This window comes from Glaciihabitans sp. GrIS 2.15 (assembly GCF_035984695.1).
GTDB lineage: Bacteria > Actinomycetota > Actinomycetes > Actinomycetales > Microbacteriaceae > Lacisediminihabitans.
Window position 1 is genome coordinate 14,932 of record NZ_JAXCHU010000018.1, and the last position, 21,323, is coordinate 36,254.

A 21,323-nucleotide genomic window follows, 5' to 3' on the forward strand; every position below is an offset into this window, starting at 1 on the left:
GAACACCCTTGCAGATCGCGGACGGATATCACCGGGTGTGTGCCTCCTATCACCTCAGCGAGGACACCGACGTCTCAGCCCAAATCGTGACAATCGGATCCCATCCACCGTTGTTCTGAATATTCCGATACTGCCCGCACTTCCCCGAAATACTTCGCATCCGTGAACTTCTGCTGAGGCGGTGATGTCGGACACGGTTGCGCACTGCGGGCAGAAGTTGCAGTGACCAGGCCCGCTGCGAGTCCGAATCTAGGCCGTGGAATGTCGGCCGTGCTGTACAAATCGGCGCCCACAGTCTTATCCGTGGTTGCTGAAACCTTTCGTGCAGGTGTTTTGGTCTGCCCTCTGGCCGGTAATCGTGGGGGGAAGCGCGATCGTGGACGGAGCCGGCGTGGCACCGGATGCCGTAGTGGCCGCGCCGGTGGGGGTTGATATCGGTGTCGTCACGGCGTTCTGGTCGGCGACAGCGGCGCGACCAAGTTTGCCGGTGAGCGAGATTGGTTGATCGGACTTCAGCGCTGCGGTGAGCGCTGCTGCCGGTCCCAGCAGCGGCACAACCCGGTTCGGGTACGCCGGATCACTCCCGGTTGGGTATTGCACGAAGACGATTTTGCTGAGGTCGAGGCCTTTGAGGGCGAGCGCGATTGAAACAAGCGTCGATGGATTGGCGAGTGTGTCGGAAAAGCGCACGTTAGCCACCGCGGCGTTGGCGAGTTTGAACAGTGTCAGCGGGTTGCTCAGAACACCACCGCTGACGATTTTGCGGGTGAGGGCGGAGAGAAAAATCTGTTGATTGCTGATCCGTCCAAGGTCGCTGCCGTCCCCCACTCCATGTCTGCTGCGCAGGAACGACAGTGCCATGTCTCCCACCAGTGTTTGTTGCCCTGCAGCAAGATCAAGCTGCGGCTCGGTATAGAGATCTTTGATCGGGGTGGCGAGGCACACGGTCACGCCTCCGACAGCGTTCGACAGGCCAGTAACCCCGTTAAAGGTGATTATCCCTGCGTACGGGATCGTTAGCCCGGTCATTTTCTCGACGGTGTTTACCGTGCAGGACAGCCCGATCGCGAGGGTGGTGTTGAACATGGCGTGCGAGATGCTCTTGCCACACAGGGGAATTGACACCAGGTCCCGCGGGAAGCTCACCACAGTTGCGCTGGTGTGGTTGGCGGAAATGTGAAGCAGCATCGTCACATCATTGTTACCGGCGCCGGAACTGCCCGCGAGTTGGTCTTTGCTCTGATACCCAACCTGGTTGGTGCGAGTATCGCTTCCAGCCAGGACAATATTGACTTCACCGGTTATCGGGCCGATCGATGGTGCTGCTGGCGCAAGGGAAGCTCCGGCCAGGTGCGTGAGGTGGATGCCGGGCGGAATGTTGGAGACAGTGCCGTAGACCGCGGCCGCCGCGACAGCGGTCACGGAGACGATCAACACCGCGGTCAACCCGGCGAGCAGCTTGACGATCGACAGTATCGGATGTGGGTGATGCACCCGACCGTGACGCATTGGTGCGGTGGCATGCGCGGGTAGAGCCTGCGAGGAAGCACTTCGACGACTCATAACACCTCTCCCGGCATGCCGCTAGGGCGGTGCGCGGCTTAGAATACCCCAGCCGGACGGCATAAATGTTGTGCCACCGTATTTCGCCGTGCCATCACAACCGAGCTCAAGGTACGGGCAAACCTACCGAATTCTTGGCGGGCTTACCTCCAGTCCTCACTACTCCCGCTGAAGCAGATGAATTTTAATCGGTTTAACCGACTGGCAAGGTTTCGGGGCAGGCCGCTGCGACGTTCGGTATGAATTAGTTTCGGCTGTGAACAGCCAATTTTTAGGTTTGCGGCGTTACGCTCGCCGTTATGTCGAGGAGGAGTGGTTATGCCGTTTAGGTGGAGCGAGATTTTCGCGAAAGAGAACACAATCGTCAAGGCGAGAGCGGACCGGGCCATCAATGATCGGACGGACCCGCATGTGCTTCTGCAGGTCAGTATCCGTCAACTTGAGGAGGATCACGACCGGTTGGAGCAGGCTTGCGCGGTGGTGATCGGGCAGTTCAATTTGGCTCGCGAAAAGTTGGAAGCTGATCTGGAAGCTGAACGGCAACTCGAATCGCAAGGGAGGGCTGCCGCCCAAGCGGGTCATCTTGATGCGGCTAGGGCTATCGCGCATCGGCTGGATGCTGTTCGTGGGCGGTTGGTTGCCGAGCAGAGAATGTTCGACGCGGGAAAAATTCGAGCCGAAGAGGCGAAAAGTACCTTTGCGGAAAATGGCGAGCTGTTGCGGCAAAAGATGGACGAAGCCGCGGTTCTTGACGCGGAGATCGATCAGGCCGCAATGGAACACAACATGAACGAGGCCATGAAATCAGTGACCTCGATGACAAGCCGTTCCACTCCAAGTTTCGATCAAGTAAGGGACCGTGTACATGCTCAACATGCGCAGGAGTCCGCTCACGCTGAACTTGCCGGCGCTGACCCGAACGTGTCCGCAATTCATGAGCAGCATTTGGTTCATGAGGCCGGCGCGGATGACATCCTCGCAGCGTGGACCCAAGGTTCTGCAGTTGCAGTTGCAGCTGCACCAGAACGCCAAGCGATCACGTCGCCGCGGGCAGCGAGCAAAGGCCCTGATCGGCCCACCAAGGATGAGCCACCCAAGGGCCAAAGCGCAGCAGATCGTTTGAACAGCTAAAAAATTTTGATCCTGACAATACGACTCGACTTTTCTCAACCCAACTGGAAGGCACCCCTTATGAGCAGTACAGAACCATCGGTCAACGACCTCAGCCCCATCGTGAACGCTGGAGTGGAAAAGGAGCCCATGCTTCTGCTGGATACCAGCGGTTCAATGTCGTGGCCGGCCGCTGAGGGCGCGTCAGCTCAAAGACTCAGCGTAATCGGTGAAGCATTAGGGCGAATCGTCGAAGTCCTTGGGGCGGAAGACTCCCAAGCCGAGGGTGAAGCCGCCGCCGGTGAAGACGCCGGCGGGCTCATGACAATCCTGTTCTCCGATCATGCTGAAAGCCTCGACGACCTCTCCTCCGCCAACTGGAAGCGCAAATGGGACGACATCCAATGGGGTGGTGGGACGCAAATCATGCCGGGATGGAATCTTCTTGTTGATACATTCCTGGAGGAATTCGGCGACCGCCCAAAACAGGACCGTCCAGCCCTGCTTGCCCTGGTCATCACCGATGGTGAAGCCACCGATGCAGAAGAGTTTGCTGCCGAGATAGCAAAAATTCAAGGAACAACCTACGTCTGCGTCGCGGTCCTCGGATTCGGCGCTGACCATGACGCAACCCTGGCCAGCTACCGCAAAATTGAAGCCAACAACAAACACCTCCGCGTCGTCACCTTCGGCGGACAAACCGATCCCACCGAAATCGCTGACGACCTCCTCAAACTCCTGCAGTAGCCGGGCCGCACGAGCAGGCAACATCAGCTGTGCGGGGTTACGCACTCAATTGATCACTTGAGCTTTCAGAATGAGTTCGGTCGGCATCCGGTCCGTGGGTGCCGACCGAACGTCAGCGGGAAGCATGCCACACAACTCCCCCAACGACCTGGAGTTGGGGTGGCCCTGATCCGGCTTGGAACAAGTGGGCTCAACAGCAGGAACCAAACAGTCGAGGAGCAAACCTCAGGGCTTTCGTCGGAGTTATTCCGTTCGGTTGCTCCAATGTCATTTTTGTGAGGTTGAGGACTACGGGTTTTTCCAGGAGCACTTTTTTGCGGTGTCATTCGTCGCGTGCCCCGTATGTCGGCGTGAAGCGTGTTCAAAAAAACAGGGTCAAGATGACTTTCGTGTCGAATGCACTGTCGGGAAAAAAGCGCGATGGCGGTAGTCGGCTGTGCGCTGGCTGAACTGATTTGCCCCTACCTCACCCAGTGATCGGGCGATTATGGCGTTATCAGGACGTCGGGGTCGCTCCATGACTGGGTTTTGAAAAGAATGGAAGTCCTATGGCCCCGCGTGCGCAGCCTGAACCAGATCCCTCGCCACGTTCGACGATGCGCCACCGATCAAGGCAGAACTCACCGCGCCGAGGGCGTCGCATTTTGTGGGTTGCCGGGGCTGGGCTGCTGGTGATGGTGGTGGTGGCGTCTGGGTTCGTGGTCTACCAGTACAACTCCCTCGCGGGCAGCATTCACCGTTCGACAGTCGTCATGCCGACGGCGATACCGACACCTGGTGTACCGCAAGATACCGGGGCCAGCAACATCCTGATTATGGGGTTGGACAGCAGATTAGACGAGAACGGAAAGCCTCTTCCCGCAGAAATCTACGACGCTTTGCATGCCGGAAACGGGTCTGACGGCGGTTACAACACAAATGTGTTGATGCTCATTCACATTCCGGGCAATGGTGCACCTGCTGTGGGGATTTCTATTCCACGAGACGACTACGCCGACTTACCCGGCAGCCCTGACGGTGAGTCCAAGTCGAAAATTAAGGAAGCATACGGCCTTGAGCTTGATCAGACTTTCAATCGTCTCCTCAACACTACAAAACTCTCTCGCTCTGATATCTATCAACAGGCGCGCACGGCGGCGCGGCAGGAGGAAATCACCACCGTGTCTCAGTTTCTCGGTGGTGTGGCGATCGACCATTTCGTTGAAGTGACGATGGCAGCGTTCTACCAGGTGGCTGAGGCTGTGCAGCCCGTCTCAGTGTGCCTGAACGAGGCCACCTCCGATCCTTACTCGGGGGCGAACTTCCAGGCGGGTAACCAGCAGCTGAGTGCAGCGCAAGCAGTCAGCTTCGTGCGACAACGTCGAGATAGCAATAATGCTGCCCTCGATTTCACCGATCTTGACCGTGCACGTCGCCAGCAGGCCTTCATCATCTCGCTCGCCTACAAGTTGAAGCAGGAGGGCACGTTTACGAACTTCGAAACCCTCAGCAGTTTGATTGCCGCTGCGAAACAAAATATCGCGATCGACTCCGGATTGAACCTCCTCAGCTTCGCCCACGATGCTCAAAGCTTCGCCGGCGGGAACATCACCTTTGTCACGCTCCCAATTGCCGGTTTCGCCACGGTCGGCGGGAAGGATGTGAACCTGGTCGACCTTGTACAAGTCCGTGCGGAAGTTACACAGCTCCTTGCATCACCGACCGCTAAACCGACTCCCGTTTCAACACCCCACTCGACAGCAAAGCCCACGAAGGGTTCAACCCCTGTGCCGGCCAGCTCAGCGGTCGTCCCGAGAGCAACTACCGCACCTGACGTCTCCAAAGAATGGGCTACACCCGTGAGCTCCGGATCGATACCTTGCGTCAAATAACGCCGTAAAAATAAAAAACCTCGCTCTCACCGCGTCACCGCAAAATATTGCCAGCAGTGCCGGGTTTTACTTTTTCTGCCGCATAGGGCCACCAGGCCTGGGATGCACGCAGACGTCTTCAGCGGGGTTGAAGCTGGGCGATGAAGATAACGATTACCATCCCGGTCAATATCAGCGCCGCGATACGCAGCACCCAGAGAGCTACACGGGTCCGAGGAGTCAGCTCCGCTAGTCCAACAGGAATAACGTCACCTCCACCCGGTTTCTCTGCCGGCGCGGATCTGTGGCTGGCTGGCTCGTGATTGTCGAACTGGTCTTGGGCTGTCATCACGATCCTGGCAAAGCATGAAAGGTTTGAAGAAAAGCGGTGACCGTATAAGCCGTCGCGCATGCGCCGATAAGGACGATGACAATTCCGGCGGCGATATTTGTCGATCGATTATTGGTAAGAGATCCCATGAGGTGGCGATCGTTAGCAAGCATGACGAGGAAGATCAGCGTCACCGGGAGGAGAACTGTAGCGAGGACATTGGCATTCAATGCAATCGCGATAAGTGGAACTCCGGGGATCAAAATGATCGATGCTGCGCCCGTCACAGCAGCAGTGTTGACTGCATAGAACACAAAACCCTGCCGTCCCGCTATGTTCATCGTGCCGCTCCTGCCCAGTGTTTCTCCGATCGCGTAGGCGGTGCTGGCTGAGATGGTGAGAAGTGCGACAGCGCCGGCTTCGATGAGGCCGATAGCGAAGAGCATCCCTGCAACTTGTCCTGAGTGTGCGGCGATTGCCGCCGGGAAGTTGAGAGCACTGAGGTCAATGTGAGAATGTGCTCTGGAGGCGATGGAAGCGCCGACGATAAGAGCGGCGCAGCCGAACACCGCGGCTAGGGCTGCCCCGATGGCTGTATCTAAGCGACCTTGGTTGACGTCACGTGCGGTCATACCCTTATCGGCGGTGGCGCTTTGCTGGAAGAACACCATCCACGGGGTAACTGTTGCACCGATCGTGGAGGTGACAAGGAGCAACAGGGTGACAATACTCCCGGTGGGCAGAGGGGACCAGGTCACAAAAGCGTGCGCCAGAGAGGCCCCATCCGGTTTGGTGAGAATCGCGGTCAGAAGGAACAAGCCGTTAAATAGGGCCAGGCCAAGGACGATACGTTCCCACCCGCGGTATCGACGTCCGACGAGAGTGAACACGACAAGTGCGACTCCGGAGGCGGCCGCGGCACCGGCGGGCAGGTGGAAATAGGTGAAACCAATCCGGATTGCGATGAACTCCGAGACTAAGGTCACAAGGTTGGTCAGGATTAGATCGATCGCGCCGAACCATCCCCATGTTTTGCCGTACCGGCGAGTGAGGAGGTATCCGAATCCGTGCCCGGTAGCGGCACCGACGCGCATACTCATCTCCTGGCACACATACGCCAGAACGAACAGGACCACTATGAAGGGTAGGAAGAAGCCGATACCGTACTGGGTGCCGTCGGCGGCATAGGAAAGCATGCTTGGCCCGTCGTTCTCGCCAAGCATCGCCAAAATCCCGGGACCAAGTACAAGCCAGGTGATGTAAAAGCGTCGACCGTCCTGACGGGCCAGAGACACCCGCTCCTGGTCATGCTGTCGTTGGTCACCCGCCAACACCCTCCGCCTCATCAGCGGCTTGCTACGGCGAAACATGGTCCACGTCCTCGCCGTAGAAGTATGAACGGACTCTTAGGACGGTAAATCGCAAGCGGCTCGTAGACCGGCATGGAGGGCGTCGGTGGATCAGGCGCTCGAGGGTTGCTGCGCGGTCATCAAGTGTCGAGTCCGGGGTGCAAAACCCGCGACAGAGCCGTTCTTCTTCGAGGATCAGAACAGTGAGGAGGTTCAAGTCAGCCGTGACGCTGCTGAAGGCGACGACACTCTCGGGAACGTTCGCGTGGCAAAGATTGAGGCCGACGGATTCTTCCAGATGTGCAAACCCGCCAGCGGAAACGGCGCGGATGGGAGTGTGATCATCGCAACGACTCCGACTCAGGGCGACAGCAGTTCGACCACACACGCAGTCACGTCCAATCCAAAACAAGCGCAGGAGGCAAATCGTCGTACAGTGAACAGCGTTTGGGGGTGGGTTTACGTCTCGGACCCATGGTCAACCTGCAGCATCTCAGCGGCACCCGGAGGTGGCGTGTTACGGAAGCTCCGAGCCCGGGCAATAGCAGTTCCACGGCCCACGGTCACACCCAGTCCAAATCAACCGCTATCAACGAACGAACATCGATGAATAGTGGCTGGTATGTGAGGTTCACGCACCGGGTGTTCAGTCATCCTTCAGCATCTCAGCGGCACCGGGATGAGGACATAATCGATGGCCGCTGGATGCCTCACCATTATTAAACTTACCTCACTGCGTGGAGCCAACCCGGAGGCAGAAATCAATCAGGGGGTTAGCGTCGGCTTTGTTCGATTCTGACGTTTTCGACGGACTGGATACCCGTCATGCGGCAACGATTTACCACGATCTGCGTCGGATGTTAGATGCGGGGATTACGCGTGTGAGATTGTCGTGGCACCGCTATTGCGCGCGAATATTGAGAATTGACGTTGGGGACGAGGCTGATTTTTTGATCACCTGACGCAGATCCCCTCTCGGCTTATCTGAGAACTGACGGCCATATTTTGACACTGTAATTGATACGAATGGCAGGCTCTTGCCTGCACCTGTTGTTTAGTTCCAACTGAAGGATCGAAATTATGTTTGACCGCCACCGCGCTGAGGCCCTTGCCGGCGAGATGATGGCGATCAGTGACACTATGGCCGCTATTGCTGAGGAGCAGCGTGCCGGGATTCTCGCCAATCGGGAAGATCAACTCGCCCGCCTCGATACAGTTGCCACTGGTGTGCTGCGCACTCAAACGCAACTCGTTGCGGCAGTCAACCTGCTCACCTCGACACTGCTCGAGTATTTTCTGGACGAAGAGCGCGAACGCGGCCTCGGCATCACGGAATGAGGGCGGCGCCGGTGATCGCCGACCGTAAGCAAAGAATGCCTGCTAGACACCCTCGTCAGCTCAGGATGTTGAATGTTAAGAAGTCGGCGAGTGCACGCAAGATGAGTGCCACCAGCCACTGGAACTCCGTCAAAATTCCCAGGGATCGAGAGACACCATTTGGCGAACGTAATCGACTTCTCGAACGAGATGGGCGTGGGCTTGTGGATGGGCGTCCGTTGAAAACCGCTGGTCGTTCGGCTTGCGGGCATCCTTTTGGGAGCTGTCGCACCAGGGTCTCGCCCACGGGCGATACGAACGACCTCATTACGGAACTCTCGGGGACATGGTTTACCGACAACACCCCCGACCCCAACCTTCCGTAGATAGTCGTTGTTGTGACTGTAACTCGGCGGCAAAGCCTCCCCATGGCAAAACCGCGCCGTCTGTTTTCGGGGCTGAGCGTTCTCGGTATCAGCCTGCTGCTGCTGACAGGGTGCGTGGTCCCGGGTGGGTATGACGTCAACACTTTGCACCTGCTGCCGGAATCAGGTTTGATTTACCCCGGCAGCACAGATGTTCACACTAATAATTACGGCGGCAGCCCCGGGAACTACGTCAGTAAGGGCGCCGTCGCCGTTACCGGAAAATCAGCCACCACCATTCACACCCAGCTAGAAGTACTTGCCTACTTTTCCCAGACCCTCGCCGCGGGCGGGTGGACGCAAACTAGGGCAGACGATACGGCAACGACACCGGAAGGGTTTCGCGCAAAGGATATCTCGTGGGTGAAAACTAGCCTGCATCTGTCCTACCTCTTGCGAACGTGGACTGTAGGCGAGACCACCCAGTACTTCACCCTGCTCAGCGCAAACGAATAGGTCGGTCGTCCCGGATTTTGCGCCGCGTTCGTTCTGACAAAGACAGGATTCAGGCCGAGAAAGTGGCCGGTCAAGGTTCCGCTTGCGGGCAGCCGATCAGGTTGAAAAGTGGTCCAAAGCGTGCTCTCGCGATGGCGGGAAATGCCGTCCAGTCATCGTCCATAGTGCGGCCATGAACAGGCAATGTCTCGCAAACTTGTGTGTCCCAAAAAGTTAGCAGCTCGCTGGCGGGCCGAGTCGCAACTATTCGCGCCGAACTGCGAACGCTTGGGGAGAGGGCTTGCTGACGATTTGGTTGAGTCAATCAAACCGATAGCAGTGCCAGGTGATGTGTGGGGGTGGAGGTTGACAACTGGGGTCAGTCTCCATCTGTGAGGTGTGGGCCCGTTTTGCCAGCTTCATCCAGGGCTGTCATCGTTGCCGCTGCGATTACGCGTGCCCACATCTGATGAAGTGCTTTCCAGGAAAAAAGGTCCCCCACGAACATTTTTCCGACCCGCAAGTCCGGGAATGGTACGAATACGGTGTTGGGTCTGTGCACGGAAGCCGCCAGTGTGACCTGATTGAGACGGTGGATTTGCAGTGTCAGTAATTTGCGTACCCACAGTGGCATGTCCTGAAAGTCACCCATCGGGGGAATTGCGGCCAAAATAATGCGGCAATCGGCTGCGGCACGATCCTGAATGTGATCTATGACCGTCCCCAGATTGGCGGCCCACCGTGTTGAGCTTGTGGCGAGCAGTACGTCGGGGATACCCAACATGATGATGACTACATCAACGTCGGCGGCCCCCAGATCATCCATTCGCTCCACCTTCGCGATGGTGAGGTCGGTAGCGCCGATAGTTGCCCACCGGCATCCGCGCCTACGATCGTGGGAGATCAGTCGAGCTGTGTGGGACGCAACGGTCATCCCGTGTTCCATAACACCGTATCCGGCAACTGCCACATCACCGATGAATAGCAGATGGTCAGGGTCCGGGCCGGCAATAACAAATTCCGGCTCGTCTGCCGGAAATGGGCCCGAATTGACCTCTTGTCTGTATAACGCAAGCGGCATCCGCAACAGTGGATGCGCACAAAACATGACAATATCGACAAAGAACGTCCGCAGCGCGGTTTTACCACTTTCGCCGTTCTGGAAAACCACAGATGTCTTCTCTGTCTGGCCTTCGGATGTGGCGAACTGACCCCGATGAAATGACCATGCATCCGGAGCTACGGCCTGCCGCAAATACGACACAACTCCTCAAGTTTTGCAGCCTAAGGGAGTACCCGATAGCCCCACTTAACGGGGCGGCCTGGGCTGCTCCGGAGATCTCGGACAGTGGGCCCTCTTAAAATGAGGGTGCTACTGGAAGAGAGAGCAGCATGTCCGCATTGCGCAGGCGATTCACTCAGGAGTTCAAAGACGAGTTGTGCCGTGAGGTGATCTCCACCTCGAAATCGATCAAGGACGTCGCGGTCGCTTACGGTGTGGGCCCGGAGACCCTCCGCAACTGGCTGATCAAGTATCGGGAGGCTAACGGCGGGACGGAGACCGAGTTGACGGTCACGGAACAGGCCCGGCTGAAGGAACTCGAACGGGAAAATCAGGACTTGCGGGCGGAGACCGCGTTTCTGAAAAAAGCGACGGCCTACTTCGCGCGGGAGCAGCGGTGATGGCCAAGTACGAGTATGTCGACTCCCAGAAGAAGGCGCCGGGGAACCTGAATCCGGTGGTGAAGATGTGCCGGTGGTTGGGGGTATCGACCTCGGGTTTCTACCACTGGGTAGGCCGCCCACAGTCGGCCACCGCGGCCCGCAGACAAGCGTTGACCGCTCGAATCCAGCACTTCTTCGAAGCGTCCGATGGGACTTACGGGTATCGCCGCATCCATGTCGACCTGGCCGAGGAAGGCACCGAGTGTTCCCCGGAGCTGGTGCGCCAGATCATGCGTGCCGAGAGCTTTGTCGCCTGTCAGCCGCGTCCGTTCCGGGTCACGACCGAGGCGGATGCCGCGGCCGCCGCGTCCATGCCGGATCTGGTGAAGCGGAACTTCACCACCGACCGCCCGGGGCGCAAGTTCGTCGGCGACATCACCTACATTCACACCTGGCAGGGCTTCATCTACCTGGCCACCGTGATCGACTGTTACTCGAAGAAAGTTGTTGGCTGGTCGATCGCCGATCATATGCGCACCGAATTGGTCGCTGACGCGCTCAAGAACGCGGCGGCGACAACGCTGATCGAGCCCGACGCGATCTGGCACTCGGACCGCGGCAGCGTTGGCAGATTCAACCGATTTCCGGACACTGGTGGCCAGCTTGGGCATGCGCTCGTCGATGGGCAGGACGGGCGTGTGCTGGGATAACGCGATGGCCGAATCGTTCTTCTCGGCGTTGAAGAACGAACGCGTCTACCGCACCGCCTACGCCACCAAAGCGCAGGCCCGGCGTGACATCATCCGCTACATCGAAGGGTTCTACAACAGCCGCCGCCGGCATTCAGGCCTCGGCTATCGTCGGCCCAACGAAGTGCATTACGCTTACCAACAGCCGACCACGGCAGCGTAGAAAATCAATCAAATCCGCTGTCCGAAATCCTCGCAGCAGCCCAAACCCGTGGTCCGCAGTTGGAGCGCTGAACCGTCCCGGATTTTGTGCCGCGTTTTTCCTGCTGAAAAGACAGGATTCAAGCCGAGGAAGTGCCCGGTGAGGGTCCGCTTACGGGCGCCCGAACCGGTCGACGAGAGGTCGAACGCGGGATGTCGCGATGGCGGCAAAAATCGCCCGGTAATCGTCCCAGGTAAGGGCAATCGCTCATGCTTTGTCCGAACGGACTTCGTTCGCGTAAAGCAGACACAGTCGGCGCGCCGACGGACTGTAATGGGAACAACGCGATTAACTGTTGAGATTCACTCCACGTTATCCGAGAAGATACCTAAGGAAGTCAATGTCGAATACTGAACCGGTCACCGGCGCCGTACCCCTTTCAGCACCGTACTACGGCGCATCCCTGAGCATCGCGTTCTCACGATTTTGGCGAAAGTACGCCACTTTCAGTGGTCGCGCCAGCCGTAGCGAGTACTGGTGGTGGGTTCTGATAAGCGTCGTTGTCGCCGCCATCTTCTTCATCATTGGAAACCTGGCGGGCGGAATCTATGGTCCGCCCACTGCCGCTGGCTCGCTAACTATGGGCCCGGGGTACGGCATCTACGTGGCGCTGTCTGTCATCTGGGGAATCGCAGTGCTAGTGCCTGGCCTCGCCCTGACGTGGCGTCGTCTTCACGACACGAACCGCAGCGGCGCGTTGTACTTCCTCGGTCTAATACCGATCGTTGGCCCGATCATCCTGCTCGTCTTCGTACTGATCCCACAGAACCCCGAGGGCGCTCGCTTCGACAGGTAAAACGCCCCGTGACACCGGAACAAAGCCCACGCACAAGCTCCATTCCACCGGGCTTCCCACAGAACTCAGCACCAGCACGCTCAGTCCCTGAAGGCCTGTGAATCGTCCCGGATTTTCTGCCGCGTTCTTCCTGGTGAAAAGACAGGATTCAGGCCGAGAAAGTGTCCGGTGATGGTCCGGCTCACGGGCGGTGTCAGCACGCGAGCGCGTGGTGGCCCAAAGGCGATGCCGCTATTGTCCGCTGGATGTCATTCGCTTTTTTTTAGCAGCGTCGCAAGTGCCGGGACGAAATCGGGTTCTATTAACCACAGTCTGGGGAACGTTATTGGTTGAATAAATAAGCGGATAGTTTGGTGCGAGACAATGAAGGGGTGGGGGAAATGTCATCTCGGTCTGGCGCGATCGATGGGGTAAGGGTGTTAGGTATTGTTGCCGTTGTTGCCGGTCATACTCTCAACACGTCCCTTGTTCGGCCGCTTTTTTTCACTTGGCATGTTCCGTTGTTTTTCTTTCTCGCAGGGTACTTCTGGTCCGACCGCCGAACCCTCACAGAGGAGCTTTCGAAGAGGGTGGGAACTCTTGGGTTGCCCTACGTCAGCTGGATGCTGCTGATTGCGGTGCCGTTTGTCTTGTTGGATGCGACGCTGGAAAAGTTCAGCATTGGGCGGCTTCTTGGCCCTTTTTACAACGGCGAACAGTCGGCAATGCCCTATACGACGTTCTGGTTTGTTTCGGCATTGTTCTTCACCGTCATGCTGCTGCGATTACTTGGGCGGTTCCCGCCGGTAGTTGTCTGGGCTGTCGGGGCTGCCGGTTCGCTCCTGGGTTATGTTGCGGGGAACACGCTTGCTCAAACACCGCTGTCGATCGGTTCGGCGTTCCCGTGTCTTATCTTCGTGTTACTCGGAACTTTCGCAGCGCAGATGAGGTCACGTATTGCAAAACCAGCTCTTCTGGGCAGCGTTTTAATGGCGGTGTCTGCTGCTCTGATCGCCACCGGCATTGACTCACCGCTTGATATCAAAGTGGGTAACTTCGGCACACCGGTGGTCAGCGTGTTAGTTGCCGCGGCGATCTCTTTCGCTCTGGTTCTCCTGACGGAAGTCACATTCAGTCACTTGCCTAAATTGGTCAGCGGTTTGGCAACCCAGTTCGCTTACGCCGGGTTCACCGTTGTGCTCGTCCACCCGCTGGTTTTATGGCTGATGCTCAGATTTTTTCCTACCGTTCCCGACTGGACAATATTTGCTCTTGCCTTAACGGTGCCCTGGTTGCTCGGCGTGCTGTCCATTCGGACCGCAGCTTCCCAGTGGCTGACCGGGACGAAGCGACTGAAGTCCACTCGCGCCATCACGTGAACACCGACAGGAGCACGGGTTCTTTGATCTCAGCCCAGAACCTGATCGCAGTCCAGAACCGATGCTCAGTCGGTTACTTCGACGCAGTGCTTCGCCTTTAGGGGATTGAAATTGTTATTCGATGCGCCTGCAGTGGACATCAACATGCCAGTGGATGGTTTCATCAATTGCTACCGAATGGGAATCTGCGGCACGCTGACACTCGCTTTTTAACGCTGCGATTTGTGGCTGCCATTGCGGGCCGGAGGAGCGTCGGGTGTTTTGCGGGACAAACTGCACAAGCAACAGCGCAACCATTCCGGCTACTGCAAGTTGAATGAACATATTTTGGGTAGGACGTCGTTTCGTTTCTGAGCCGGACACGGCGTTTCGTCGCGCGATGATGATTCCCGCCGCCAGGAGCAGCAGGGAGCAGAGCATCATCGAGGGGATGACGCCGTATCGGGCCAGCCAGAGCGTTCGGAGCGCTGCTGCCGACATGCCGGCGTAGTCATAAATCGAGCTCGGGTTTTCGATAACCGATACCGAATAGACGACCGCGGAGCCCGCGGCCAAAGCTATCGCAGCAACTCGTTGAACGGCCGAGCCCCATTTGAGTGTGATGAACAGCGCGATGAGGAACGGAACCAGCAGAGCGAGACAGAGCAGCGTTCCGCCCCACGCAACGGCACTTCCGATGGAGTTTTGCGGGACCCACAGCGGGACGACACTGTTGATCAGGTACCCGTACAGGATCGACGGAAATCCCACCGGAGGGTTGCCGTTGTGGCCGCGCGGGACGATCACGGTCACGGTCAGTTGAATGGCGACGCCGAGAAGATAGGCGCTGCGAACGGTCCACCGGCGACGGTCTTTCGGCTGCCACAACAACAGCGGAAGGAGAAACACGGACTCTATCTCGGTCAGCGTCCCGAGAAGCGCAAATACCGTCAGTGCGTATCTGCCTGCGCGGGTACGCGGCCGGTACAGCAGCACCCACAGCATCGTCCAGAGCACCAGGGAGTGCAGGTTCGCCATGTTGCCGAGCACTTCCCGAGGAACAAGCGGTGCCAGCACTGTTAACGAAGCAATCAGCACGCGCGCTGGCACCCAGGAGACGACATCCCTAGTGCAGAGGTAGATGATCGACGCCATCACTCCTGCCGCCAGACAGGCGCCAGCTGTCATCGACAGTGCAAAAAATTGGACGGGTACAAATTGAACCGTCAACGCGGCAACAATTCGTGGAAGTGTGTGCAGATAGCCCGCATACGGGAGAAAGAGTGAATCCAAGGGACCAAAACTCAGCGCGTCTTGCAGAAAGTTCCGACCGTCCTCCGCCCACAAAGTGTCGCGCGCGATCGTTGGAACGCGCAACCACGCGGCGAACGCAGAGAGGCATCCGATGAGGACCGTGACAACAATTGTGCGGCGAGCCATCCAGGCCGAAACGATGCGGGGGACATTCGCGCTGACTTTGTTGGGGCCCAATAGCGTCCTCAAGATTGCCAACCCCGTCTGGTGATCTATCAACTAAGACTGTTGCACTTATGAAACCTTCGTCGACAATACTTTCCGTGGCTATGGAACGTCTGGAAGGTGATTGAGAGAAAGGGTTCTGCCACAGGTTCCGCACCAGTGCGCTCTGACGGTGGTCCTCCTGCGCCTGAAAGCCCACATAATCCGATGACCACCTCGCGAACCTCAAAGACCCCCAGCCCGCAGCTTGAGCGTTCATGATCGCGGTCGAATAATCTCCGAAGGGCTTCGGCGTCCGCAATACTCAACGACGAGTCAGGGAGATTGAGGAATGCGACTGTTCCCATGCTTTCAAATACGTGGCTCATAGGCTGGCCTTGTCGATCATGTTCTTGTCGCACGACTCTGCGTAGAGACGGTTGGCGTGGTCATCAATCCACGTGCCGACGAATGTCGCTAGATTCAGGCGGGCGTTGCCGTCCAGCATGGTCTGGTCGTGGACGATCTGGTACGCCGTTTCCGGCAGTATCTTATCGTTAGAGACTTTGTACTTGGCGGCGACTTTAGTCTCTCCTGGTCGGGCGAACAGCGGGTTGACGGTGACGAACCTGCGTTCCTACGTCATGGAATTTCCTTTTTATTGGTGCCGTGCTTGTGCGGAAGTCGGCTGACATATTGTGGTCAAGGTCAAGGTCAAGGTCAAGGTCAAGGTCAAGGTCACGCGTTGGCCGGGACCACGGGCAAAAGCACCGGCACCGAAACGGTTCCGGTGAGGTCGATATTCGCCGGGTCGACGCATGTGGCGATGCGATCCACCGCGTACAGCACGCGGGACGTCTCGTGGGAGTCGACAGCGGGGGCGGTGTCGCTCATGCGGTTCCCGCAGTCTCAGTGCTCAGTTGTGCATCGAGGTCGTCCGCAGTCTCGTCCGAGTCTGCGATTTGGGTGACGCCAGTGCCGTCCACGGTGAACAGCTGTGGGCCGCGCATCAGCCCACCTCGGTCGGCGCGGCGATAACGGACGGAGGAAATTTCCGCGGCGACGCCTGACTGCTCCGGGAGGTTGTCATCGTTGCGGTCGCGCCGTGACGGAAGGGGAAACGTCGGGTCGGGGCGGAGGTGGTTGGGGTTGCCATTTCGGTCCTTGGTCAGAAGCGGACAGATATTCCGCTGCCAAGGATTGGAGCAACTAGTTGAACAGTACGCCTCCCATGGCCATAGTCCTACGGTTTGGAAGAATCAGCGCAGACGAGACTTCAGGCTCGAGAGGCGGCCGAAATGTGTTGCACAGTTATCTCTCGATTGCTGATGTGTTCGGAGACCGATCGGATGGTCAGATTCCGGTCGCGAGCATATTTTCGAAGCAGAGCGAACGCCTCGTCCATGCTGAGTGACAGTTCGTTGGCGATGACGCCCTTGGCCTGTTCGATGAGGATCCGACTGTCGAGGGCCCGGTGTAGTTGCGCCTCTACGACGTGTCCCTCCTGAATCACGCGCTCCTGGAGAATGCCGATTGTTGCAACATCAGCCAGGGCCTGAGCGACGGCTGCGTTCCGCGGGCTTACCTCCTCCACCGTCGCACCGAAAAGATTCATCGTGCCGATGATCTTTCCCCGCAGCTTCATCGGTGTAGCCAGAACCGAGTGGAACCCCTGCTCCAGGGCGGCGGCTTGGAAAGCAGGCCACAGTGTTAAGCCGGAAATGTTGCCGGCGGACACGGCGACGCCGGTGCGGAAGCAGTCGATGCAGGGCCCTGTGGAGGCGTTGAGCTGCATAATTTCGACAAAAACCGCAGCTTCGCTCGTGGAGGCCATCAGCTGCAGCTCGCCGGCACCATCGACGAGCATGAGGCCGCCTGCTTCCATGCTCAGGATGCTGGCGCAGCTTTGAACGAGGGTGTGCAGCAGATCGACCAAGTCGTAGTCGGTCGTGAGGGTGTCCGCAACCGTGACAAAAGCGGTATTAATCTCTGCTTCGCGCGAAGTGCCGTCCATCTGATCCTGTCCTATCTCATTTTGGGATTTCATTCGGGGAGGTCGGCGAAGGTAAGTGTTCGCGATACGACATCGTGTGCGATCTCTTCGATCCGTTTCTCGGACGCGAACGCGTGTCCTTGGAGTCGGGAGAAGGCCTCGGTGGCGGTGATGCCTAACTGGGAGATGATCATCCCGGTTGCTTGATGAACCTCTCGCCTCAGCGCAGGCGCCAGGGGTGACTCGTCAGAGCGGTGGTTTTCAGCGGAGTGCAGCGCCCTCTGCACGGCGGCGCCCGCCACCCTGCCCGTCATGAGCATGGCGCGTGCAACGAATTCGGCATCAGCGGGACGAGCTGTGGTGCAGTACAGATCAACGACGCCGACCAGAGCTGCACCCATCAACATAGGGAACGCGAACATGGACTCCACCCCAAGCCCCTTAGCGGCCTCGAGGAAGACGGGGAAGGAGGAGTCCTTCACCTCAGCCACATCCGGACAGAGGACCGCGGAACGCGAGGCGAGAACTTCCCGGCGAGGGCCCTCGCCTAGTTCGAACTGGAGCGTGTCAAGTTGGGCGGCGAGGCCGCCGCTGGCGCAGACCGAGGATTGGCGGCCGTGATGGGCCGACACAGAGATAGCCGCGCCGGTGACCTTGAGCTCAGTCACAAACGGTGCGCACAACGACTCAAAGCCCAACTCGACCACCTGGGACGACGCCGAGATCATAAGTGCCTTCAACAAAGCATCGATGGATCCGGAGAACCCAGGCAAGCTTCGGAAGAGTCCAGGAAGCACTAGTCTCCCCGCGCGCAGTCTATCGCCGCGGAGTCCGGCGAGTTCCCAGCGACCTGTGGCAGGCGAAGCCCCACCTGTTTGCCCAATTTGAAGAGAGCGTCATCGGAGCTTGAATATGTCACCCGGGCGGAGCCCGTCACACGTTAGCGTGGCGGGCTTGACATCCAGCGGCGGTCGAGAGACTCTGACCGTAGTCACTCCGGCCCTTGGTGCCTGCCGAGTATGTGAGCGAGCTGAGGACCACAGTGACTGACCTGACAACTTCTGTCCACACGGGGCAGTACGATTCTGCACGCATTGATCGCCAATTGCGCGAGCGCTTAGACGAAGCGTTCACGCTCGAGCACGTATCCGGCCGAGCCTGGCGAGTATGCGATTCTCGGTATCCCGCCGGAGCGGCGGAACGATTTCTTGGGTTCGTCGAGGAGCGCGACGGCCTGTTCGAGGTGATGCAGGTAACAGAGACCTTCATCTGGACGTCGTTCGACACGATGCGGGGCGCGCTCGATCACATCATCGCCACACACCGGCAAATAGTCGCCCAGCAACGACTTCATTGATCGGCGGATCGCATACCCCCTCCAGTTGCCGCTGCCCAAGCTAGGGAAAATATTCGGACGCTCATCTACCAACTAACCTGCCGCTAGCTAATTCTCAGTAACCAACGACACGGCGGATCCGCTGCCGGGCATTGCGAGTTGTCGCATTCAAGGTTCCTTCTGAGGGCTCCAAAGCCTCTGGGCCCTGTCCCACTCAGCGTCTTGGCTACCCTGGCGTGATGGTGGGCCTGGTATGGAGACTCCGGTGGGAGGCAGATCTTTCACGCGACGAGCACGATGCGGTTGCAGCGCTTCTATCGCGCATATATCCGGATCACGCCGCCACGTTCGCCGAGGGTCGCAGTTGGTCAGGCGCGCGTCCGGAAGGACGTGTCATCGGGTACTCGGAGGGCCGGCCCGTGGCTCATCTCGGATTTCTCAGACGGATGCTCCGCATCAATGATGATTCGAGTCTGTTAGTCGGGGACGTGGGATTGGTTGGTGTCGATCCCTCGCTTCATCGGTCTGGCATCGGACTTCGTCTCTTGGAAGAGGCGTCGATCAGCTTCCACGATCTGGCCCTGCCGTTCGGCTTCTTGACCTGTCGCCCGGATGTAGTGCGGTTCTACGAACGGGCTGGGTGGAAAGAGCTTCCAGGTCAGGTGACTCGCATGATTGACAACGAGCTGCAGCCCGAGACCTACACCGGGCCAGCGCTGGCGCTGTCTGTCCGGGCGCCCCTGTCGGAGTGGCCATCCGGCCACACCGTCATCCGCGATGGACTCGAAGTTTGAGCGTTCCGTAAGACGTTCGTCTTCGGATCCGGCTTCGCGCCCTGAGTTAGGCTCACTGTGGTGAGTACATACGCATTCTTAATCCGTCCAACAACCGATGCTGACTGGCGTGAAGTTCGTGATCTGCGCTTGGAAATGATTCGCGATACCCCGACAGCATTTGCTGAATCGCTTGAGGAAGCGCTGAGCTACGACGAGGCTGAGTGGAGGATGCGCGGACGGCGCGGCGCAAGTGCTCACGGCATCGCGATCGCTGCAATTGCCGAGTCTGGGCGTTGGGTCGGGACGATGGCCGGATTCGTACCAGATCACGACACCGGCCCCCTTCTCGTGGGCGTATCTGTAGCCCCCGATTTTCGTGGCAGCAAGTTGGGACTGACCGATGCCTTGTTAGCGGCCGTCGAAGATTGGGCACGCACCGAGGGCGACCAGTTGACTCTCCATGTGCACGAAGAGAACTCTCGCGCACGAAAAACCTACGAACGCCGGGGCTTTGTAGCCACCGGTCACACCGTCCCCTACAACCTCGACTCCAGCAAGAACGAAATTGAAATGGTCAAGAAGCTCTAGAAGCTTGATACCCACCGTTTCATCGGCGTCGGCAAAGCTGACCGGACTCGCGTCGCTTTAGACGTTCGGCGGATTCAAGCGGTTATTGCAACAAGAGCTTCTCGATCAGTTCGATCGGCTTGGTAAACGCTAATCGTTTGCGGGGGCGATCGTTGAGTTCCTGGGCGACCCAGTCCAAGTCTTCGGCGCTGTGGATTGAGAGGTCTGTTCCTTTGGGGAAATATTGCCTCAACAACCCGTTGGTGTTCTCGTTGGTTCCGCGTTGCCAGGGCGAGTGGGGGTCGCAGAAGTAAATATCGATGTCCGCATCGATGCTGATGGTTTTCCATTGCCCCATCTCGGTTCCTTGATCCCAGGTCAATGAGTGCCTCAGGGAGTCGGGAAGTGTTTTGATTTTCGCCGTGAGAGCGTCCCGCACAAGGTCTGAGGTATAGCCATCGGGAAGATGAAGCAGCATCGTGTAGTTGGTGGTGCGCTCGACCAGGGTCCCAATTGCGCTGAGGTTTCCTTTGCCGATGATCAGATCGCCTTCCCAATGGCCGGGCACTGCGCGATCGTCAGCCTCCGCGGGACGTTCCGAGATGTTGATCATGTCCGGGATCCGGTTTTTGCGCTGTCCAACTTTCCGGGATGGCCGGCGAACGGCCCGACCGGTGCGTAAATAGCTGGTCAGATCTCGTTTCAACGCTCCTCGGGATTGAACGTAAAGAGATTGATAGATCGTTTCCGGCGACACCCACATTCCCTCCCTGTCGGGAAATTCGACTCGCAACCGGCCCGCGATCTGTTCCGGAGAATACTTTTTCGCTAAGTCCCGCTCCACTTTCGCACGCAGTTCCGTGTTGACGTGCAGCTTCGCAGGCTTTGGTCGTGCGGCACGGTCAAACGCGAGAGCGTGAGCGTTCGTTGCTCGATAACCGATCCCCACCACATGGTTCCGTCGTAGCTCACGCGAGATTGTCGACGCGGACCGACCGACCGCCGCGCCAATCTCTCGCAATGTTTGACCTTGGATGCGCAGTAATGCGATCTCTTCCCGTTCCGCAAAGCTCAAGCAGCGTCCCTTCAGATCCCTGCCACGGCGAGGTCGAACCCCTCCAGCGTCAAGCAGGATGCGGTGCCCGGTACGTCTGCTGGTCTTAATCAGCTCAACAGCCTCGGAGATGAAATCGCCCGCCTGCATCCGAGCCCAGAAGACCTGCATCAGATCCGGTCTAACGAAAATCGAATATCTCACAATCACAACACCCATTCACTAAGTGTTGCAACCACCGCATGAACCCAAGGTTCGGCATA

18 protein-coding genes and 1 pseudogene are annotated in these 21,323 nt (G+C 58.1%); 11 read left to right on the forward strand and 8 right to left on the reverse strand.

Annotated elements, in window-relative coordinates; genetic code table 11:
- Positions 1 to 297: 297 nt before the first annotated feature.
- Entirely contained in the window at positions 298 to 1,494 is a 1,197-nt protein-coding gene (locus RCH11_RS16990) for an LCP family protein (RefSeq protein ID WP_327058209.1), read from the reverse strand.
- 387 nt (positions 1,495 to 1,881) lie between these two features.
- On the opposite strand from RCH11_RS16990, the gene RCH11_RS16995 reads away from it, so the two are divergent.
- The 3 genes from RCH11_RS16995 (at position 1,882) to RCH11_RS17005 (ending at position 5,291) form a co-directional block, all read left to right on the forward strand.
- Positions 1,882 to 2,694 (forward strand): PspA/IM30 family protein, encoded by an 813-nt coding sequence (locus RCH11_RS16995; protein ID WP_327058210.1) that lies wholly within the window; start codon positions 1,882 to 1,884, stop codon positions 2,692 to 2,694.
- 60 nt (positions 2,695 to 2,754) lie between these two features.
- Positions 2,755 to 3,420 carry a vWA domain-containing protein gene (locus RCH11_RS17000; RefSeq protein ID WP_327058211.1) on the forward strand — a complete coding sequence of 222 codons (666 nt, stop codon included), beginning with the start codon at positions 2,755 to 2,757 and terminating at the stop codon, positions 3,418 to 3,420.
- Positions 3,421 to 4,118: 698 nt separating this feature from the next.
- A complete protein-coding gene (locus RCH11_RS17005) occupies positions 4,119 to 5,291 on the forward strand; it encodes an LCP family protein (protein ID WP_327058212.1) in 1,173 nt (390 codons plus the stop codon).
- Positions 5,292 to 5,618: 327 nt separating this feature from the next.
- Here the strand turns inward: RCH11_RS17005 and RCH11_RS17010 are convergent, their stop codons facing one another.
- On the reverse strand, positions 5,619 to 6,971 hold the full coding sequence (locus RCH11_RS17010) for an NRAMP family divalent metal transporter (RefSeq protein WP_327058213.1): 1,353 nt from the start codon (positions 6,969 to 6,971) through the stop codon (positions 5,619 to 5,621).
- Positions 6,972 to 8,030: 1,059 nt separating this feature from the next.
- Here RCH11_RS17010 and RCH11_RS17015 point away from each other — a divergent pair.
- Positions 8,031 to 8,288 carry a hypothetical protein gene (locus RCH11_RS17015; RefSeq protein WP_327058214.1) on the forward strand — a complete coding sequence of 86 codons (258 nt, stop codon included), beginning with the start codon at positions 8,031 to 8,033 and terminating at the stop codon, positions 8,286 to 8,288.
- A gap of 407 nt (positions 8,289 to 8,695) precedes the next feature.
- Positions 8,696 to 9,148 (forward strand): hypothetical protein, encoded by a 453-nt coding sequence (locus tag RCH11_RS17020; protein WP_327058215.1) that lies wholly within the window; start codon positions 8,696 to 8,698, stop codon positions 9,146 to 9,148.
- Positions 9,149 to 9,506: 358 nt separating this feature from the next.
- Here the strand turns inward: RCH11_RS17020 and RCH11_RS17025 are convergent, their stop codons facing one another.
- Positions 9,507 to 10,298 carry an SGNH/GDSL hydrolase family protein gene (locus RCH11_RS17025; protein WP_327058216.1) on the reverse strand — a complete coding sequence of 264 codons (792 nt, stop codon included), beginning with the start codon at positions 10,296 to 10,298 and terminating at the stop codon, positions 9,507 to 9,509.
- Positions 10,299 to 10,519: 221 nt separating this feature from the next.
- Between RCH11_RS17025 and RCH11_RS17030 the strand changes: the two are divergent.
- From RCH11_RS17030 to RCH11_RS17040, 3 genes and pseudogenes are all read left to right on the forward strand, one after another.
- Positions 10,520 to 11,704 (forward strand): annotated as a pseudogene (locus tag RCH11_RS17030) (IS3 family transposase).
- Between the two features lie 379 nt (positions 11,705 to 12,083).
- Positions 12,084 to 12,539 carry a DUF805 domain-containing protein gene (locus RCH11_RS17035; protein ID WP_327058217.1) on the forward strand — a complete coding sequence of 152 codons (456 nt, stop codon included), beginning with the start codon at positions 12,084 to 12,086 and terminating at the stop codon, positions 12,537 to 12,539.
- 353 nt (positions 12,540 to 12,892) lie between these two features.
- A complete protein-coding gene (locus RCH11_RS17040; RefSeq protein ID WP_327058218.1) occupies positions 12,893 to 13,897 on the forward strand; it encodes an acyltransferase family protein in 1,005 nt (334 codons plus the stop codon).
- 114 nt (positions 13,898 to 14,011) lie between these two features.
- Here RCH11_RS17040 and RCH11_RS17045 read toward each other — a convergent pair whose 3' ends face one another.
- From RCH11_RS17045 to RCH11_RS17060, 4 genes are all read right to left on the reverse strand, one after another.
- The gene (locus RCH11_RS17045; protein WP_327058219.1) at positions 14,012 to 15,316 is read right to left on the reverse strand and encodes a hypothetical protein; all 1,305 of its coding nucleotides are present in this window, start codon (positions 15,314 to 15,316) and stop codon (positions 14,012 to 14,014) included.
- Between the two features lie 756 nt (positions 15,317 to 16,072).
- Positions 16,073 to 16,228: a hypothetical protein gene (locus RCH11_RS17050; protein WP_327058220.1), complete on the reverse strand. Its 156-nt coding sequence runs from the start codon at positions 16,226 to 16,228 to the stop codon at positions 16,073 to 16,075.
- 382 nt (positions 16,229 to 16,610) lie between these two features.
- Positions 16,611 to 17,348, reverse strand: a complete 738-nt coding sequence (locus tag RCH11_RS17055; RefSeq protein ID WP_327058221.1) for a GAF and ANTAR domain-containing protein — start codon at positions 17,346 to 17,348, stop codon at positions 16,611 to 16,613.
- Between the two features lie 29 nt (positions 17,349 to 17,377).
- A complete protein-coding gene (locus RCH11_RS17060; protein WP_327058222.1) occupies positions 17,378 to 17,995 on the reverse strand; it encodes a GAF and ANTAR domain-containing protein in 618 nt (205 codons plus the stop codon).
- A 374-nt stretch (positions 17,996 to 18,369) separates the two neighbouring features.
- On the opposite strand from RCH11_RS17060, the gene RCH11_RS17065 reads away from it, so the two are divergent.
- The 3 genes from RCH11_RS17065 to RCH11_RS17075 all read left to right on the forward strand — a co-directional run bounded on the left by RCH11_RS17065 (position 18,370) and on the right by RCH11_RS17075 (position 20,027).
- Positions 18,370 to 18,684 carry a hypothetical protein gene (locus tag RCH11_RS17065; RefSeq protein ID WP_327058223.1) on the forward strand — a complete coding sequence of 105 codons (315 nt, stop codon included), beginning with the start codon at positions 18,370 to 18,372 and terminating at the stop codon, positions 18,682 to 18,684.
- 218 nt (positions 18,685 to 18,902) lie between these two features.
- Entirely contained in the window at positions 18,903 to 19,457 is a 555-nt protein-coding gene (locus RCH11_RS17070) for a GNAT family N-acetyltransferase (RefSeq protein ID WP_327058224.1), read from the forward strand.
- A gap of 60 nt (positions 19,458 to 19,517) precedes the next feature.
- Positions 19,518 to 20,027 carry a GNAT family N-acetyltransferase gene (locus RCH11_RS17075; RefSeq protein WP_327058225.1) on the forward strand — a complete coding sequence of 170 codons (510 nt, stop codon included), beginning with the start codon at positions 19,518 to 19,520 and terminating at the stop codon, positions 20,025 to 20,027.
- Between the two features lie 82 nt (positions 20,028 to 20,109).
- On the opposite strand, the gene RCH11_RS17080 is transcribed toward RCH11_RS17075, so the two are convergent.
- The gene (locus RCH11_RS17080; RefSeq protein ID WP_327058226.1) at positions 20,110 to 21,279 is read right to left on the reverse strand and encodes an IS30 family transposase; all 1,170 of its coding nucleotides are present in this window, start codon (positions 21,277 to 21,279) and stop codon (positions 20,110 to 20,112) included.
- Between the last annotated feature and the right edge of the window lie 44 nt (positions 21,280 to 21,323).